The sequence below is a fragment of the Shewanella olleyana genome (genome assembly GCF_023283825.1).
In the GTDB taxonomy this organism is placed as follows: Bacteria; Pseudomonadota; Gammaproteobacteria; order Enterobacterales; family Shewanellaceae; genus Shewanella; species Shewanella olleyana.
The window spans coordinates 1-17,084 of sequence record NZ_JAKILD010000029.1 but is presented as its reverse complement, the minus strand read 5'-3'; the positions used below and the strand labels follow the sequence as shown (position 1 = coordinate 17,084).

The window sequence follows — 17,084 nt, the reverse complement described above, 5'->3', positions numbered from 1 at the left end:
TTTATGTACTTAATGACATGCATGAAACAGCATTAAGCTTCTGCCAAGTAACGTCAGTTGATGACTACAGGCAAAACTCGGTTGCTTATCATCGTTTGTAGCCTCGTCATCTAAAGCGGTAATGGCCACCTTAACTTTGCTCTGTTCAAGTAACTCTTCAATGTCGGCATTATTAAGCTGTTGGGTATTAATCAGCGGCTGCCATTGGTTAAAGCCATCAATCACAGGCAACACAAACTGATGAGCCTTTTCAGAAGCATTAAGTAAAAGAAGTAACGCTTTAGGATGTTGATGCGGCGGTTGAGTTTTACTGATTAACACAACCGCAAGAGTGCGTGCTTCAAATTCGCTCCACTGACGTTTGGCCATTGGCTCACCGTGGCGGCTATACCAGATAAAGCCATTATCGTATTGCGCTTCAGGCTGATGAATAAATTCACGGTGACATAAAATAGGAAAACGCTTACGCACCTTAATCAGTTCGGCAGTAAATTCCACCAGCGACCAATCGATGTTCTGCCAATCTATCCAACATATGCGGTTGTCTTGGCAGTAAGCATTATTGTTACCTTGTTGGCTGTGACCCATTTCATCGCCGCTCAATAACATAGGCACGCCTTGAGATAGCATCAAAGTGGTTAATAGGTTTCTTTGTTGGCGAGAGCGAATACTAAGAATGTCAGGGTTATCTGTTTCCCCTTCTACGCCGTAGTTATGGCTGAGGTTTTCATGATGACCATCGCGATTATCTTCGCCATTGGCTAAATTATGGCGATGCTGATAACTGACTAAATCATTTAAGGTAAAACCGTCATGGCTGGTAATAAAGTTAATACTGGCGGATGGATTACGGCCATGATGTTCAAAAATATCACCTGAGCCATGAAAGCGCCTCGCAAACTCTGGCAGCATGCCATTATCGCCACGCCAAAATCGGCGCATGGTGTCACGATAGCGATCATTCCACTCACTAAACGCAATTGGGTAATTACCTAATTGATAACCACCAGGGCCAATATCCCAAGGCTCGGCAATTAACTTAACCTGACACAAAACCGGATCTTGAGATAAGGCATCAAAAAATCCACACCCTGGATCAAAGCCATAGGTTTCACGGCCAAGGCAACTGGCTAAATCAAATCTAAATCCATCGACTCCCATGACTTCTACCCAATAACGAAGCGAGTCCATTATCAATTGAAGCACTTGGGGATGATTAGCGTTGAATGTATTACCGCACCCAGTGTCGTTAATATACAAACGCTGATCATTTGATACTAAGCGGTAATAGCTGGCGTTATCGATTCCGCGAAAACTTAACGTAGGCCCGAGTCGGTTGCCTTCTGCTGTGTGGTTATAAACAACATCTAGAATGACTTCGATATTGGCATCATGGAAGGTATCAACCATTTCCCTGAATTCAGCGACTGTGTCACCGCTTAAATAACTTGGGTTAGGCGCAAAAAAACCAATACTGTTATAACCCCAGTAATTACTCAGCTGTTTTTCGAGTAGAAATGGCTCATTAAAAAAGCTCTGTATTGGCAACAGCTCTATACAATTCACCCCAAGTTGGGAAAGATACTGAATCGCGCTTTTAGACGCTAACCCAGCAAAAGTGCCTTTAACATCATCATCCACTTCATGGTTTAACACGCTGAAGCCTTTAACGTGAGCTTCATAAATGATGGTTTGCTCTAATGGAATATTTGGACGCTTAATTGGCTTTTGTTTTAAAGCGCTATCATCAATCACCACGCATTTAGGCATAAACGGCGCATTATCAATTTTACAAAATGATAGATCTGATTCGGTACTGTCTAACACATAGCCATAATTAGCATCGTTTGGCTCTAATTCACCCAGTAGTTGCTTAGCATAAGGGTCAAGCAAAAACTTATGGTGATTAAATCGATGACCTAATAATGGCTCAAAAGGACCATAGACTCGATAGCCGTACAAGGTTCCTGCTTTTATCCCTTCAATGAATCCATGCCAGATCTGTCTAGTTTTTTGAGTTAAACAGACCTGCTGCTCATTTAGGCCAAACTCATCAAAAATACATAACACGACTTTAGTGGCGTTAGCTGAAAACAAGGCAAAATTAACCCCATTAGTTTCAACCGTTGCACCTAACGGGTATGGCTTACCAGCTGATAAGCTTGTATTTTCTTGAGTCATTGCTGGTCCTGTTTGAGCATGGTTAGTAGACATAATCAGTCCTCTTCAAACTCAATGTCTTGATTAACGGCTAACACAACACAACCAAGAGGTGGCACTGTAATTAACCCGCTGCCTTTCATCCCTTGCCATGGCTCATCTTGGTATTGAACTATGCTATTTACGACATCACTGCCGCCATAACACTGTGTGTCACTGTTTAGCACTTCGATATAATCATTGGCACTCGGCAGGCCGACACGGAAATGTTGATGTACTTGTGGGGTCATATTGACGATAAATATCAAATGATCAGATGAAGACTTTGCATAGCGCGCAAAGCTAAAAATACTGTCTTGATTGTTATCGCAATCTAACCATTGAAAACCAGACGTTTGATGATCTAACTCATACATACAAGGATGTTGAAGGTACAGATTATTTAAATCTCGAACCCAATCCTGCATACCTTGATGGGGGGCATATTGTAATAAATGCCAATCAAGGCTTTGGTTATGATTCCACTCATCACGCTGAGCAAACTCAGAGCCCATAAAAATAAGCTTTTTACCCGGCTGTCCCCACATTAAGCCGAAATAGGCCCTTAAAGTGGCGAACTTTTGCCAGTCATCACCAGGGATTTTATGGAGTAACGAACCTTTACCATGAACCACTTCATCATGACTTACAGATAGGATAAATTGCTCTGTGTAGGCATAAACCAATGCGAATGTAAGTTCGTGGTGATGATGACTACGATGTATGGGATCGCGCTTTAAATAACTTAAGCTGTCGTTCATCCAGCCCATGTTCCATTTAAAGCCAAAACCCAAACCGCCTTGGTCGGTTGCATTCGTGACACCAGGCCATGCAGTTGACTCTTCGGCAATCATGGTAGCGCCAGGAAAAGCGGCATAGATACGTTCATTAAGTAGTTTTAAAAACTCGATTGCTTGAATGTTTTCACGCCCGCCATATTCATTAGGTAACCATTGACCTGACTCTCGGCTATAGTCGAGATAAAGCATTGACGAAACAGCGTCAAGGCGTAAGCCATCAAAATGAAACTCTGCTAACCAATAGCACGCATTACTGAGTAAAAAACTTTGTACTTCACCACGGCCATAATTAAAAATTAACGTATCCCAATCAGGGTGTTCTCCTTGACGTGGATCTTCATGTTCATACAAGCAACTACCATCAAACTTCGATAAGCCATGGGGATCTTTAGGGAAATGAGCTGGTACCCAATCGAGTAATACGCCAATATTTCGTTGATGGCAGGCATCAATAAATGCCTTTAAGCCAATAGGATCGCCAAAGCGGTATGTCGATGCATATAAGCCAACAGGTTGGTAACCCCATGAGCCGTCAAACGGGTACTCGCTTATTGGCATTAATTGCAAATGAGTAAAACCCATTTCTTCCACATATGGGATCAGTTCATCGATGAGTTGTTGATAATTTAAATACTCATCACCCCACTCGCCTTTTCGCTTCCAAGAAGCCAGTTGCACTTCATAAGTCGACATCGGAGATTCATGCAGTGATTTCTCAGCTCGATCTTTAAGCCAAATGCTGTCATTCCATTGATAATCACTTTTAGCGGGAATAACTGAAGAGTTACCCGGTGCAGATTGCATTTGTACTGCGTATGGATCGGCTTTTTCGATATGCTCGCCGTATTGATTGATAATTTTGAATTTATAAAATTGTCCCGCATTAGCACTGGGTAAGAATATTTCCCACAAGCCATTTGATGGATGAAACCGCATAACATGCTGTCTTGCATCCCAGTGATTAAAATCACCGATAAGAGATACCCGTTGGGCATTAGGGGCCCAAACACAAAAGTGAACCCCTTCCACTCCTTGAGATTCTTTCCAGTTAGCACCAAGAAATTGATAAGCGCTTTGCTGCTTACCTTCTGCGAATAAATACACATCATTGTCATCAATTAAACTGCCAAATTGATATGGGTCGATGATGGTTTCGACACTCATTGGATAAGTGACTTTTAAGCTATATAGAAATGGCTTAACTCTTCGACCCATGACCCCTGCAAATAGACCTTGGTCATCAACTTCTGATAAATCAGCAACTTTTTTTCCATCTTTTAAACTGAATACTTCAACTGCAAGCGCACCTTTAATGAAACATCGCACAAGTAATGACCGTGAGTTTTCCACTTGATGCATGCCTAATAACGAGAACACATCTGTGTAATCACCATTTAAAATAGCAATATCGGTTCCATGGTTAAAATATGGGGCATTAGTCGTCATTAGTTATTGCTCCGTTCTAAATTAAATTTGGTTTAGTCAGAGTGAACACCTTATTTAGAGCACTCATTGTTTAAGCTGTTTTACAGCACTACTTATTTACTGCTTTCGGCCACTTTGTGTATTGGTTCGCTCAATTCGGTTTTTTCATTATGGCGAACCTTATTAACTGTTTGAAGCTTTTGCTTAACGTCATTACTGTCGACTATCTGTTCGAGCGTGAGAGACAATCTGCGTCGCCAATTGGGATATTCTTTCCAAGTGCCAGGTATATTAATTGGCGTTTTTTCATGGATCAGATCATCAATTTGCACGCTATACAGTGTTGATTGTCCTGAAGCGGTTAATGATAACCATGCTGTGAATAATTGCTGCGTAGATATCTTTTCAATCGGCGTTTGTGGCATCAATAACTGTTGATCTTCTAACAATTGCACTAGCTGTTGCTTTTCATTGTGGCGATCATTAAGGCTGCGATTGAGCTGTTCATCATCAATAAGCTCAAGTTGATGTCTGAGATTGATATCATCGCTATTCCACCAAGCAGTCAGTGTGGGGACATCGTGGTTGGCTAGCATCATTAAACTATGAGATTTGTAATACTCAGGAGATGTAAAGCCATGATAATGTTTGGTAAAATAGAATAGTTCATTAGAGAAAATTCTAGCTTTAGATAAGTTTTGCACAATTTCAGGCGGCACAATCCCTAAGTCTTCACCAATGAGTAGACATTGAGCCCGCTGGCTTTCAAGACAAAGAATTGCAAGTAATGTATCTAAGGGATAATAAACATAGGCACCCTTGCCATTAGCAGGATCTGATGGCCACCACCACAAACGAAGTAACCCCATCACATGATCAATTCGGAGCCCACCACAGGACTGCATATTGCTGCGGATTAAATTAATAAAATGTTGATAGTTATTTTGCTGAAGATTAATTGGGTCAAGCGGCGTTAAGCCCCAGTTTTGTCCCTGTGGTGCAAAAGGATCTGGCGGCGCACCGATATTGGCTTGTTGGCAAAAATAATGTGTATTCTGTTGTACTTCAGAGCCCGTTGGTGAAGCACCGACTGCCATATCTCTCACTAAACCAATTAGCATGCCCACTGACTTTGCTTTTAATTGGCATAAAGCTAACTGCTCAAAGGCGATAAACTGTAAATAGCATAAGAAGTTTTCAAAATTAAACGCTGTTGCGTTGTCACTGTGGTTTTCTTCTGCTTGTAATGAAGTTTGATGTTTAACATATTGCGATAACGCTTCGCCTTGTTGCTGTTTAAACTGGCTAAATTGTTTATAGCGTTTTGTACATGTTGATTTATTTTGGGAAACAAAAGCATCGAACAATAAGCGATAAATGGCATACTTTACTTCAAATACTTGTTGATAATTAAGTAATTCATCTTGCGCTAACTGGTGTTTTTTGTTCTGAAATTCGTCAGACTCGATTTGTTGTTGAATCATGTTAAATTCTTCAACTGATTCAATATGAATATAAAGTGGGTTTAATAGGCGACGATCATCAGGACTATATGGGCTGACATTAGCAGGCAGATCTAGCACGTGTAATGGGTTAAGCAGAATAAAGTCTGCACCTTGCTCCGCTGCGTAATCTATTAAGTGTTTTAAATCATTAAAATCACCAATGCCCCATTGGCTTTTACTCTTAATACTGTATAGCTGAGTACTAATACCCCATGGTTTTACCGATTTATCTTCATCGCTATGTTCGACATGATTGTCTGTAAACATTGGACTAATATTTGAAGATCCATGTGAAGATTCAGCAGAAATGCCATGTGACGTGTTATGCGAAGCGCCATGAAAATTTCCGCAGTAGGCACTGCGTGGTGAGATCATTAAACTTCCGTTGAAAGTTGAATCAGCGCTATCAGCTTCAAACCCGTTTGAGTCAACATTACCTAATCCAAGCTTTAAGCTAATTTGATGATAACCCAAGCCTAACGGTATATTTGACTCGTTACTCAGTGAATATTGGTACTTCAAATAAGTTACTGAATCTACACCATAATCACCAACAATTTTTAGCTGACTACTGTGTACTTGAAACCGATAAGTTTCATTTTGTTCACTGATGATCTCAAAACAAAGATTGCCTAAAAAGTATTCGGGTAAATAGACTTCTATAATGGGCGCGTCTACATAACTCCATTGGAATTGATGTAAAGGGTTAAGCCAAGGCTTGGCATCTAAATCGTAAATGCGTTGTCCAATAAAAGAATCTGATAATAAGAAATCATCAGCTGTATCAGACGTACTTGAATAGCCCAAGCACATCGACTTTAGAATTCCATTTCTATCGTCAGAACTGATTTGTATATTATTGCCAAAGCAATCAATAAATTCAGCTCCTACGCCTTGCAAATACAGTAACTTCTCCAGTCCCATATTTGTCTTCCTCGCGAATAACTTAACTGGTTAATACTCAGCACTAACCATGCCAGTGAAACATCACAGTTTAACTACAGTGATATTTCATTCAGGTGACAAAATAATTCATTATATTTCATTAACTTATGCAATCAGGTTTACAGCGGGTAATTTCCACCTGTTTGAATTTAATTATAAACACCTGTTTGCAAACCATATTTTGGTGCAAATCACGCACAATAAAAGAGCAAAAAATGAACAGGAGTTTTAAGGGGTGAAATAACGATGAAGTTTGAAAGGAAGGTTTTAAATCAACAAATTGTTAATTGAATATGGTAATTTAGCTTTTACTCAAGACGATTCTACGGGTTAAGAACACTAAAATTAGCTTTAAAACTAGCAAGTAAACAACTAGGACGGTTAATGAACGCCAATCAATTTTCTATGTATTTTTCTCTTCATAATCTTGAGGGTGAAATTACATCTGCACCAGTCGATACTACATTACGTAAAGCTGCAGTGCTGGTTCCGCTAATGGAAGTTGATGGACAATTACAAATCTTGTTAACTCGAAGAGCATTACATTTACGCGCTCATCCTGGACAGTTCAGTTTCCCTGGTGGGAAAGTGGATGATGAAGATAAAGACATGATTGCGACTGCATTAAGGGAAGCTGATGAAGAAATTGGCTTGTCATCAGATAATGTCACTATTGTAGGTAATTTTCCGCCTCATGCGACTTTTACAGGTTTTGAAATCACCCCTATTATTGGATTAATCAATAAGCCTTTTGAAATTACCATTGATCCTGGTGAAGTTGCAGAAACCTTTTGGGTTCCTTTGCAATATTTCATCAACGTAAATAATCGATACACTTTCAACTTTACCCGCAACGGCAACAGTTTTGATGTGCATTATATGCCTTATAAAGGAAAATTTATTTGGGGAGTGACCGCGGCGATAATCGACTTATTATGCCGCCATATCGATTTAGCACAAAACTAACCCTATGATTTAAACCACGTAACGAATATAAAAACCTGCAGCTAACGATACCAAGAGTAATAACGGAATATTAATCCAGTACTCAACTTTTCTAGCGGTTTTAGCATAATAGTTTACTGCTAAATTAACGAAGCTAATCCCAGCACACCACCAGATTAAATATTCAAGTTTAATGGTTAAGTCAGGATCCCAGTCAAAACGAACCTCAACACCTTTGCTTAAGTAATAACCAACGGCTCGATCAGGTCTGGCTTCACCAAACACAATTAATGCATATACAGCCAATCCCCATCCGGTGATTGAAAGTACCGCTAATACGAATTGCAAAATTTTGGTTTTGGACATTTAACCACCTACATCAACAAGATGTTTATAAAATATACTCTTTCATCATACGCTTACAAGCTAAATTTAAGATCACTTTAGTAATCTAGCTGAGCTCAAGTTTACTATTTTTAACTCGATACATCGGATTTAACACTCGATAATGTTAAAAGTTAGCTAATTATCTTGTTATAAGGGGCTTTTCGGCTTGTTAAAAGCCGATTTCAAGGTAATATAAAGCACTTATTTATATCATTGATCCATTGGAGAACTAAGCAACAATGAGCATTACATCTGTCGCTTCTGTATTTAAAGGTGACTTCGCGATTGGTTCGCAAGTTACAGTACGTGGTTGGGTTCGTTCACGCCGCGATTCTAAAGCTGGTATTTCATTCCTAGCTGTTTATGACGGTTCATGTTTTGATCCTATTCAAGGCGTAGTACCAAATAATTTAGATAATTATACTGAAGAAGTGCTCAAGCTTACTGCTGGTTGTTCAGTGGTGATGACTGGTGAAGTTGTAGAATCACCAGGCAAAGGTCAAGCATTCGAAATGCAAGTGACCAAAGTTGAAGTTACCGGCTTTGTAGAAGATCCTGACACTTACCCAATGGCAGCGAAGCGCCACTCAATTGAGTACCTTCGTGAACTTGCCCATTTACGTCCTCGCACTAACATCATCGGCGCAGTGGCTCGCGTACGTAACTGTCTGTCACAAGCTATCCACCGTTTTTACAACGAGCAAGGATACATTTGGGTTTCAACACCATTAATTACCGCTTCTGATACAGAAGGCGCTGGTGAGATGTTCCGTGTATCGACTTTAGATATGGAAAACTTACCGCGTACCGATAAAGGCGCTGTTGATTATTCTGAAGACTTTTTCGGTAAAGAGTCATTCTTAACCGTATCTGGTCAGTTAAATGCTGAAACTTACGCTTGTGCTTTATCTAAAGTGTATACCTTTGGTCCTACTTTCCGCGCTGAAAACTCAAACACTAGCCGTCACTTAGCTGAGTTCTGGATGGTTGAGCCTGAAATTGCTTTCGCAGACCTTGATGATGCCGCTAAATTGGCTGAAGACATGCTTAAGTATTGTTTCCGTGCCGTACTAGACGAGCGTCGTGATGACTTAGAATTCTTTGCACAGCGTGTTGAGAAAACAGCTATTGAACGTTTAGAAGCGTTTGTAACCAGTGACTTTGCTCAAATCGATTACACTGATGCAATTGAAATCTTAAAAGCATGTGATAAGAAGTTTGAGTTTGATGTTGAATGGGGTATCGACTTACATTCAGAGCATGAACGCTACCTTGCAGAAGAACACTTCAAAGCGCCTGTTGTTGTTAAAAACTACCCGAAAGACATTAAAGCATTCTACATGCGCTTAAATGATGACGGTAAAACAGTTGCTGCAATGGACGTACTTGCCCCAGGTATCGGTGAGATTATTGGCGGCGCACAACGTGAAGAGCGTTTAGACGTACTTGATGCTCGTTTAGCTGATATGGAATTAGACCAAGAAGATTACTGGTGGTACCGTGACTTACGTCGTTATGGCACAGTACCTCATGCAGGTTTCGGTTTAGGTTTTGAGCGTTTAGTGTCTTATGTTACTGGCGTAAGCAATATTCGTGACGTGATCCCATTCCCACGTGCACCTAAATCTGCAAACTTCTAATTCAATTGCCTGCATAGGTAGTCATAAGATGATAAAAACGCGCTTATTGCGCGTTTTTTTATGTCTTAATTATCATTACATATGCCACTGATTATTTCACATCAAAAGTTTAAATTAAGATAAATCACTCTAGAACACTTAACTATGATGCTTTTTAAAATTGAAATTAATTCACTAGAAAATAATAATACTTATTTTTCTATAATTTTATTCGATTAAACTATCCAGTTTACCAACCATCATCATGTATTCGTCATCTTGATATACAGGTTAACTGCATAGTCTCAATAAATGCCATATAATGATTGTTATAACTAAATCAATCATATCGAGCGAATAATGGAAGTCGAACTACTAGAAATTCGAAACTTCATCCGCCAGTACCCACCTTTTGATCAACTGCCTGAAAAAGCACTAGTGGAAGTCTCTAAAAGCGTAGAGATTTCCTACTACCGCGCTGATAGCATGGTAATTGAATTTGAAGATAAAATTCATGACCTGTATATGATCCGCAGTGGTGTAGTTGAAATCTATCGACGAAATGGCGAACTGTATAATCGGCTCGATCAAGGTGGGCTATTTGGTCAGCTCGGTTTATTAACCAATAACAAAGTTCGATACCCAGCAAAAGCGGTAAAAGACACCCTTTTATACTGTATTCCAGAGAATATATTCGATGAATTTTGCGAGCGCTATGACGCTTTCGCTGATTTCGTTGAAGTTGAAGGCAGTGTTCGCCTACAACAAGCTGTCGAAGAAAACAACGACGATGCCAACTCACTAACGACCTCGAAAGTTAAAACGATTCTGAGTGGCGAGCCTGTAATGCTTTCAATAACGACCTCTATTAAAGATGTCGCGCACATTATGTCCTCAGAAAATGTATCTGCAGCGATCATCAATGATCCCAACCTTGCAGATGAAGGCGGCAATAGCTTTGTCGGTATAATCACGGTACGAGACTTATGCGCCAAAGTGATTGCTGAAGGATTAGACGTAGAAACACCTGTTGGCGAAGTGATGTCTACTGAACTCATATCACTCGATCACAACGCCTATATTTTTGAAGCCATGTTATTAATGCTTCGTTACAACGTGCACCATTTACCGATATTAAAGAACAAACAACCCATTGGTTTAATTGAAGTTACAGACATTATACGTTATGAATCACAAAACAGTTTATTGATTGTAAGCAGTATCTTCCAGCAAAATAGTATTGATGACTTAATTTTATTGTCGAGCCAAACTAAAGACTGTTTTGTAAGAATGGTTAACGAAGATGCCAACTCACATATGGTCGGCAGAGCGATGTCAGAAATAGGCAGAAGCTTTAAACAGAGGCTATTAGAACTTGCAGAAGAGCAGCTTGGCCCACCACCGGTACCTTATTGCTTTCTAGCACTAGGGTCTATGGCACGAGACGAACAACTAATAGTAACAGACCAAGATAACGCTATTATTCTTGATAATGAATATCAAGAAACAATTCATGGCGAGTACTTCATGCAACTGGCAACTTTTGTTTGTGACGGTTTAGCAGCATGTGGTTACACTTATTGTACTGGCGATATTATGGCGACCAATCCTGAATACCGAAAAACCCAATCACAATGGGAAGAGTGCTTTACTGACTGGATTGAACACCCTAATCCGCAAGCTTTACTTAATTGTTCTATTTTCTTTGATTTATACGGGGTCTATGGCAGACCTAAATGGGCCGAACAGTTAAATGCATTTATCTTACGTAAAGCAAAAAAGAACAATCGTTTTTTAGCATGTCTTGCTCGTAACGCACTTAATCGTACTCCTCCATTAGGTTTCTTTAAAGATTTTGTGATGGAGAAAGACGGTCGTCATAACAACTCAATTAACTTGAAACGCCGCGGAACTGCACCACTTGCTGATTTAATTCGTGTACATGCACTTGCTATTGGTTCACAGTCTCAAAACTCATTTGATCGCCTCGAAGATATCATTGAAGCTGGTATATTGCCGGCATCAAAAGGCAAAGATTTACAACATGCAATGGAGTTTATCTCTTTAGTGAGAATTCGCCATCAAGCGCTGGATATTGAAGCGGAGCAAGAACCTGACAATAATATTGAACCTGAGAACATGTCAGATTTTGAAAGACGTAATCTCAAAGATGCTTTCTTGGTGTTAAGCAGTGCACAGAACTTCTTAAAATTCCGCTACAGTGCTAATAGTATGCAGGGGTAAGTTATGCGTAACTTTACTAATCAAGAAGTATTGAACTGGAAAGCGTTTTTACGTATAAAACAACAAGAAAGTAAAGATAGTCGCCTGACTCATTTTTATGAAGCCGGTACTTATCATGCTGAAACTATGCTAAAAGACATAGAATTTGTTGCGCTTGATTTTGAAACTACAGGCTTAGATGCTGACCAAAATAGTATCATTAGTATTGGTTTAGTCCCGTTTACACTAAAACGAATTGCATTAAGAAATGCAAAACATTGGTTTGTTAACCCTGAAGATAAGTTACAAGAAGACTCAATTATCATTCATGGGATTACACATTCTGATTTAAAAGGGGCTCCTGACTTATTACGTATCTTAGAGCAATTATTAGATGAGTTAGCGGGTAAGATTGTCGTAGTACATTACAGGCGAATTGAACGAGATTTTTTTGATGCGGCGCTGCGAACCTTAATTAATGAAGGAATCGTATTTCCAGTTATTGATACCATGCAAATTGAAGCAGATATACAACAAGCTAAACCTAAAAGCTTTATAGATTGGTTTAAGCCTAAACGCACTGAATCAATTCGTTTAGGCGGTAGTCGCCAACGTTATAACCTACCCACCTATCCCCCTCATGATGCATTAACTGATGCCATTGCGACTGCTGAGTTGCTTCAGGCGCAGGTTTTTCATCACTTTAGTCCCGATACACCGGTTAAAAAATTATGGGTATAAACTGACGCTAGCCCTGAAGCTAAACTGTCCATATACCCAGCTATTCGTTAAAAATAGCCTTCAGTTAATTTCCGAGTATAAAAAAACCGAATCAATAATTTTACTTAATTGATTCGGTTTATTTTTAGGTTTTGACTTAGAATTAACGCTTAATAAATAATATTCTATTTACCAATGGTTACCTTTAAGTCTAACGAAATTGCTTTTCAGTTCTAAGACCCATTACCAAACTCACACACATGATCAATAAAATGATAGTAAATGGTAATGCTGTTGAAATAGCACCCGCTTGCAGCGCTTCAATGGCTTCTGTACCACCAACCCACACCAACGCAGCGGCAATAGCACCTTCCACTAAGGCCCAAAAAACACGTTGTGGTACTGGCGCATCGACTTTACCGCCAGAAGTAATACTGTCGATGACAAGTGAACCTGAGTCAGATGAAGTGACAAAGAAAACCAGCACTAAGACAACAGCTAATAAGGATAGAATATTTCCTAAAGGTAGTTGGTCAAATACTTGGAACATGGCTAACGGCACTTCGGTTAAGCCCTTTTCACCCAGTTCGCCAATATTATTAACCACTTGATCGATACCGACACCACCAAACACTGACATCCACAAAATAGTGACAACTGTAGGTGCGATTAATACCGCCGTCATAAATTCACGAATTGTACGGCCACGTGAAATACGAGCAATGAACATCCCAACAAATGGGGACCATGAAATCCACCATGCCCAATAAAATACTGTCCAACCGTGCATCCAAGCTTCATCTTCACGGCCATTTGGAATACTCAGTGGAATAATATTTTCCACATAACCCATAATTGTGGTTGGAATGGTACCCATAGCAACAGCAAAACTTACTAATGCAACAAACACGAGTAAAACTAATGCGAGTAACATATTGATATTACTAATGACTTTTACACCACCATCAATACCACGGAATACTGAAATCACTGCGACTAATGTCACTGCAAAAATTATAACGATTTGCAGTAATAAGCTGTTATCGATTCCAAAGATATGATGGAAACCACTCGCTGCTTGTTGAGCGCCTAAACCTAATGACGTTGCTAAACCAAATAAGGTTGCCAGTACCGCGAGGATATCAACAATATGACCAGGCCATCCCCAAGTACGATCGCCTAAAATTGGATAAAAAACTGAGCGCATTGATAAAGGAAGACCTTTATTGAATGCAAAAAATGCTAAGGATAAAGACACCACACCATAAATAGCCCATGGATGCAGTCCCCAATGGAACATAGTTGCACCTAGCGCAACTTTAGCTGCTTCAGGCGTATTAGCCGTTACATTGAGTGGGGTTTCATACCAACCGGTAAAATAGGCAACAGGTTCAGCAACAGCCCAAAACATTAAACCAATACCCATACCAGCTGCGAATAACATGGCAACCCATGACAGCCTTGAATAATCCGTTTTGGCTTCATCGCCACCTAAACGTATTTTTCCGTAAGGTGAAATGATCATCGCTAAACAAAATAGAACAAAAATGTTCGCTGACCACATGAACATGCCATCAAAAGCGCCAATGATTTTCCATTTAATGCCATCTAACACGGATTTAGAGGTTTCTGGGTCGACTAACAGTATGGCGATAATGAAAATTCCAATTAAGGAAGCACTGATCCCAAAAACAGGGTTATGTACGTCAAACCCCCATTTTTGTATGTTGTCTTGGCCTACGGTGTAATCAGTATTATCGATACTGTATTTATCTTTATTAGTATTCATTCATCCTCGTTTAGAACAACTTACATTCGTAAAATGTAGTTATATTTTACGTTATTAAGCGATATTTTGCAGCCTAAGCAACAAATCAATCACGTTTAATATCTCTTTTCAGACTAAAGATTAGATGTTCTTAGCAAAAGTGGCTAATCAAAGTACAAAATATGAAAGGTAATTGAACAATAGACAAAATAGACAATTTCAGCTTTTATAAACACTGTCCAATAAAAACGCTTAGCAGATCTGCTAAGCCTTATAGAATGGTTTAAACATGACTGCCAAATATCCAGCTATTTAAATGAAGTGCTAACTATTGAGTATGATTTGCTCGCGAAGTTTTTTCACTTCATCACGTAATGATGCTGCTTGTTCAAATTCAAGATCTCGAGCATGTTGATGCATTTGTTTTTCAAGGGTATCAATTTGCTGCGATAACTCGGCTACACTGTGCACTTTTGCATTGCCAGTATTATATTCAGCTTCTTTTTCAGCAACTTTACCGAACGCTGTGTACTGATGTTTATTATTGCCGCGATGTGGATCGCCTAAATCCATTACATCAGTGACTTTCTTTATCACCCCTCTAGGAGTTTGACCTAGTTTCACATTATGAGCGTGTTGCTTCTCACGACGGCGCTCAGTTTCCCCAATGGCTTTCTCCATTGATTTAGTCACTTTGTCAGCATAGAGAATCACTTTACCATTTACGTTACGTGCAGCACGGCCTATGGTCTGAATAAGTGAGCGCTCTGAGCGTAAAAAGCCTTCTTTGTCGGCATCTAAAATACATACTAAGGATACTTCAGGCATATCTAAGCCTTCACGAAGTAAATTAATGCCCACCAGCACATCAAAGTGGCCTAAACGCAGATCGCGAATAACTTCTACTCGTTCAACTGTATCGATATCTGAGTGTAAATATCTGACTTTGACTCCATGCTCGTCTAGGTATTCGGTTAAATCTTCAGACATACGCTTGGTTAACGTAGTAATCAATACCCTTTCGTTCACCGCAACTCGTTTAGGAATTTCCGATAATAAGTCATCAACTTGAATCGCCACTGGACGTATTTCTATTTCGGGATCCAATAAACCTGTAGGCCTTACAACTTGTTCAGCAATTTCACCGTCACTTTGCTCAAACTCATAATCACTTGGTGTTGCTGATACAAAAACAGTTTGAGGCATCAGTTGCTCAAACTCTTCAAATTTCAGCGGACGGTTATCTAACGCAGAAGGTAAGCGGAAACCGTACTCAACAAGCGTGGTTTTCCGGCTTCTATCCCCTTTATACATAGCGCCAATTTGCGGTACAGTGACATGGGATTCATCAATGATTAACAAGCCATCTGCAGGCAAGTAATCTAATAATGTTGGTGGGCCATCGCCCTCTGAGCGACCAGATAGATAGCGAGAATAGTTTTCGATGCCAGAGCAATAACCAAGCTCAACCATCATTTCAATATCATATTGCACACGTTCAGAAATCCGCTGAGCCTCAATCAGTTTATTGTTATCCAATAGCTCCTGACGACGTTCACGAAGTTCTTCCTTTATGTGCTCAGTGGCTTCTATTATTTTCTCTCTAGGTGTCACATAGTGACTTTTAGGATAAACAGTGGTGCGGGCTAAGCGCCTTGTCACCTGACCCGTTAAAGGATCAAACTCACTCAGTTGCTCAATTTCATCATCAAATAGTTCAACTCTAACGGCATCACGTTCTGACTCAGCGGGGAAAATATCAATCACTTCACCACGAACACGGAAAGTACCGCGCTGTAGATCGATATCATTACGCGTGTACTGCAATTCACCGAGCCGAGTGATAATGTCTCGTTGACCCATAATGTCGCCCTGGCGAAGATGAAGCAGCATCTTCATATATAACTCAGGATCGCCTAAGCCATAAATAGCAGACACAGAGGCAATCAAGACCACATCTTTTCGCTCTAATAGTGCTTTAGTCGCTGAAAGCCGCATTTGTTCAATATGGGCATTGACTGAGGCATCTTTTTCAATAAAAGTGTTTGAAGCAGGAACATAGGCTTCTGGCTGATAGTAATCATAGTATGAGACGAAATACTCAACGGCGTTATTAGGAAAGAATTCCTTCATTTCGCCATATAACTGCGCGGCTAATGTTTTGTTAGGCGCCATAATAATGGTTGGCCTACCCAGAGTTTGGATAAGGTTAGCAACGGTAAAGGTTTTACCTGAACCTGTTACGCCTAATAAGGTTTGCTTTGCAACACCTGCTTCTAGCCCATCGACTAATTGCTTGATAGCAGTCGGTTGGTCTCCTGCTGGCGAGTATTCTGAAACAAGATTAAAAACTGGCTCTGTCACAACAAAACATCCTCAAAAAATCAATTAGCTATTTTATACTGAACTGATAATAGATTGCGACAATCATCATTTATATATACCCAAACAACTTGAAGATACGTGTTTCAGAGCTTCACCGTGTTTTCAATACTAGGCGCGTTAATGCGGTAATGTAGGTACCTTATAAATTAGCGCAACAACGTAG

At 39.9% G+C, this 17,084-nt stretch carries 10 protein-coding genes; 4 read left to right on the top strand and 6 right to left on the bottom strand.

Features of this window, described 5'->3' with window-relative positions:
- Positions 1-9: 9 nt before the first annotated feature.
- The 3 genes from glgX to malQ all read right to left on the bottom strand — a co-directional run bounded on the left by glgX (position 10) and on the right by malQ (position 6,853).
- Positions 10-2,214 carry a glycogen debranching protein GlgX gene (gene glgX, locus L2735_RS17385; RefSeq protein ID WP_248985913.1) on the bottom strand — a complete coding sequence of 735 codons (2,205 nt, stop codon included), beginning with the start codon at positions 2,212-2,214 and terminating at the stop codon, positions 10-12.
- Between the two features lie 2 nt (positions 2,215-2,216).
- Positions 2,217-4,445, bottom strand: coding sequence for a 1,4-alpha-glucan branching protein GlgB (glgB, locus tag L2735_RS17380; RefSeq protein WP_248985912.1), 2,229 nt, complete (start codon positions 4,443-4,445; stop codon positions 2,217-2,219).
- A 92-nt stretch (positions 4,446-4,537) separates the two neighbouring features.
- Positions 4,538-6,853 carry a 4-alpha-glucanotransferase gene (malQ, locus tag L2735_RS17375; RefSeq protein ID WP_248985911.1) on the bottom strand — a complete coding sequence of 772 codons (2,316 nt, stop codon included), beginning with the start codon at positions 6,851-6,853 and terminating at the stop codon, positions 4,538-4,540.
- 405 nt (positions 6,854-7,258) lie between these two features.
- On the opposite strand from malQ, the gene L2735_RS17370 reads away from it, so the two are divergent.
- A complete protein-coding gene (locus L2735_RS17370) occupies positions 7,259-7,840 on the top strand; it encodes a CoA pyrophosphatase (RefSeq protein ID WP_248985910.1) in 582 nt (193 codons plus the stop codon).
- 9 nt (positions 7,841-7,849) lie between these two features.
- Here the strand turns inward: L2735_RS17370 and L2735_RS17365 are convergent, their stop codons facing one another.
- Positions 7,850-8,185: a hypothetical protein gene (locus L2735_RS17365; RefSeq protein WP_248985909.1), complete on the bottom strand. Its 336-nt coding sequence runs from the start codon at positions 8,183-8,185 to the stop codon at positions 7,850-7,852.
- Positions 8,186-8,445: 260 nt separating this feature from the next.
- On the opposite strand from L2735_RS17365, the gene asnS reads away from it, so the two are divergent.
- From asnS to L2735_RS17350, 3 genes are all read left to right on the top strand, one after another.
- Positions 8,446-9,846 (top strand): asparagine--tRNA ligase, encoded by a 1,401-nt coding sequence (gene asnS / locus L2735_RS17360; protein WP_248985908.1) that lies wholly within the window; start codon positions 8,446-8,448, stop codon positions 9,844-9,846.
- 339 nt (positions 9,847-10,185) lie between these two features.
- Complete coding sequence (locus tag L2735_RS17355) at positions 10,186-12,069, top strand: DUF294 nucleotidyltransferase-like domain-containing protein (protein ID WP_248985907.1); 1,884 nt, start codon at positions 10,186-10,188, stop codon at positions 12,067-12,069.
- A 3-nt stretch (positions 12,070-12,072) separates the two neighbouring features.
- Positions 12,073-12,789 carry a 3'-5' exonuclease gene (locus tag L2735_RS17350; RefSeq protein ID WP_248985906.1) on the top strand — a complete coding sequence of 239 codons (717 nt, stop codon included), beginning with the start codon at positions 12,073-12,075 and terminating at the stop codon, positions 12,787-12,789.
- 190 nt (positions 12,790-12,979) lie between these two features.
- On the opposite strand, the gene L2735_RS17345 is transcribed toward L2735_RS17350, so the two are convergent.
- On the bottom strand, positions 12,980-14,557 hold the full coding sequence (locus L2735_RS17345; protein WP_248985905.1) for a BCCT family transporter: 1,578 nt from the start codon (positions 14,555-14,557) through the stop codon (positions 12,980-12,982).
- Between the two features lie 303 nt (positions 14,558-14,860).
- A complete protein-coding gene (gene uvrB, locus L2735_RS17340; RefSeq protein ID WP_248985904.1) occupies positions 14,861-16,900 on the bottom strand; it encodes an excinuclease ABC subunit UvrB in 2,040 nt (679 codons plus the stop codon).
- Positions 16,901-17,084: the final 184 nt, after the last annotated feature.

Bases quoted from the DNA above. Each gene is read 5' to 3' on its own strand.
- L2735_RS17355 (WP_248985907.1), top strand. From the start codon at position 10,186: ATGGAAGTCGAACTACTAGAAATTCGAAACTTCATCCGCCAGTACCCA.
- L2735_RS17370 (WP_248985910.1), top strand. From the start codon at position 7,259: ATGAACGCCAATCAATTTTCTATGTATTTTTCTCTTCATAATCTTGAG.
- glgX (WP_248985913.1), bottom strand. From the start codon at position 2,214: ATGTCTACTAACCATGCTCAAACAGGACCAGCAATGACTCAAGAAAAT.
- asnS (WP_248985908.1), top strand. From the start codon at position 8,446: ATGAGCATTACATCTGTCGCTTCTGTATTTAAAGGTGACTTCGCGATT.
- glgB (WP_248985912.1), bottom strand. From the start codon at position 4,445: ATGACGACTAATGCCCCATATTTTAACCATGGAACCGATATTGCTATT.
- malQ (WP_248985911.1), bottom strand. From the start codon at position 6,853: ATGGGACTGGAGAAGTTACTGTATTTGCAAGGCGTAGGAGCTGAATTT.
- L2735_RS17345 (WP_248985905.1), bottom strand. From the start codon at position 14,557: ATGAATACTAATAAAGATAAATACAGTATCGATAATACTGATTACACC.
- L2735_RS17350 (WP_248985906.1), top strand. From the start codon at position 12,073: ATGCGTAACTTTACTAATCAAGAAGTATTGAACTGGAAAGCGTTTTTA.
- L2735_RS17365 (WP_248985909.1), bottom strand. From the start codon at position 8,185: ATGTCCAAAACCAAAATTTTGCAATTCGTATTAGCGGTACTTTCAATC.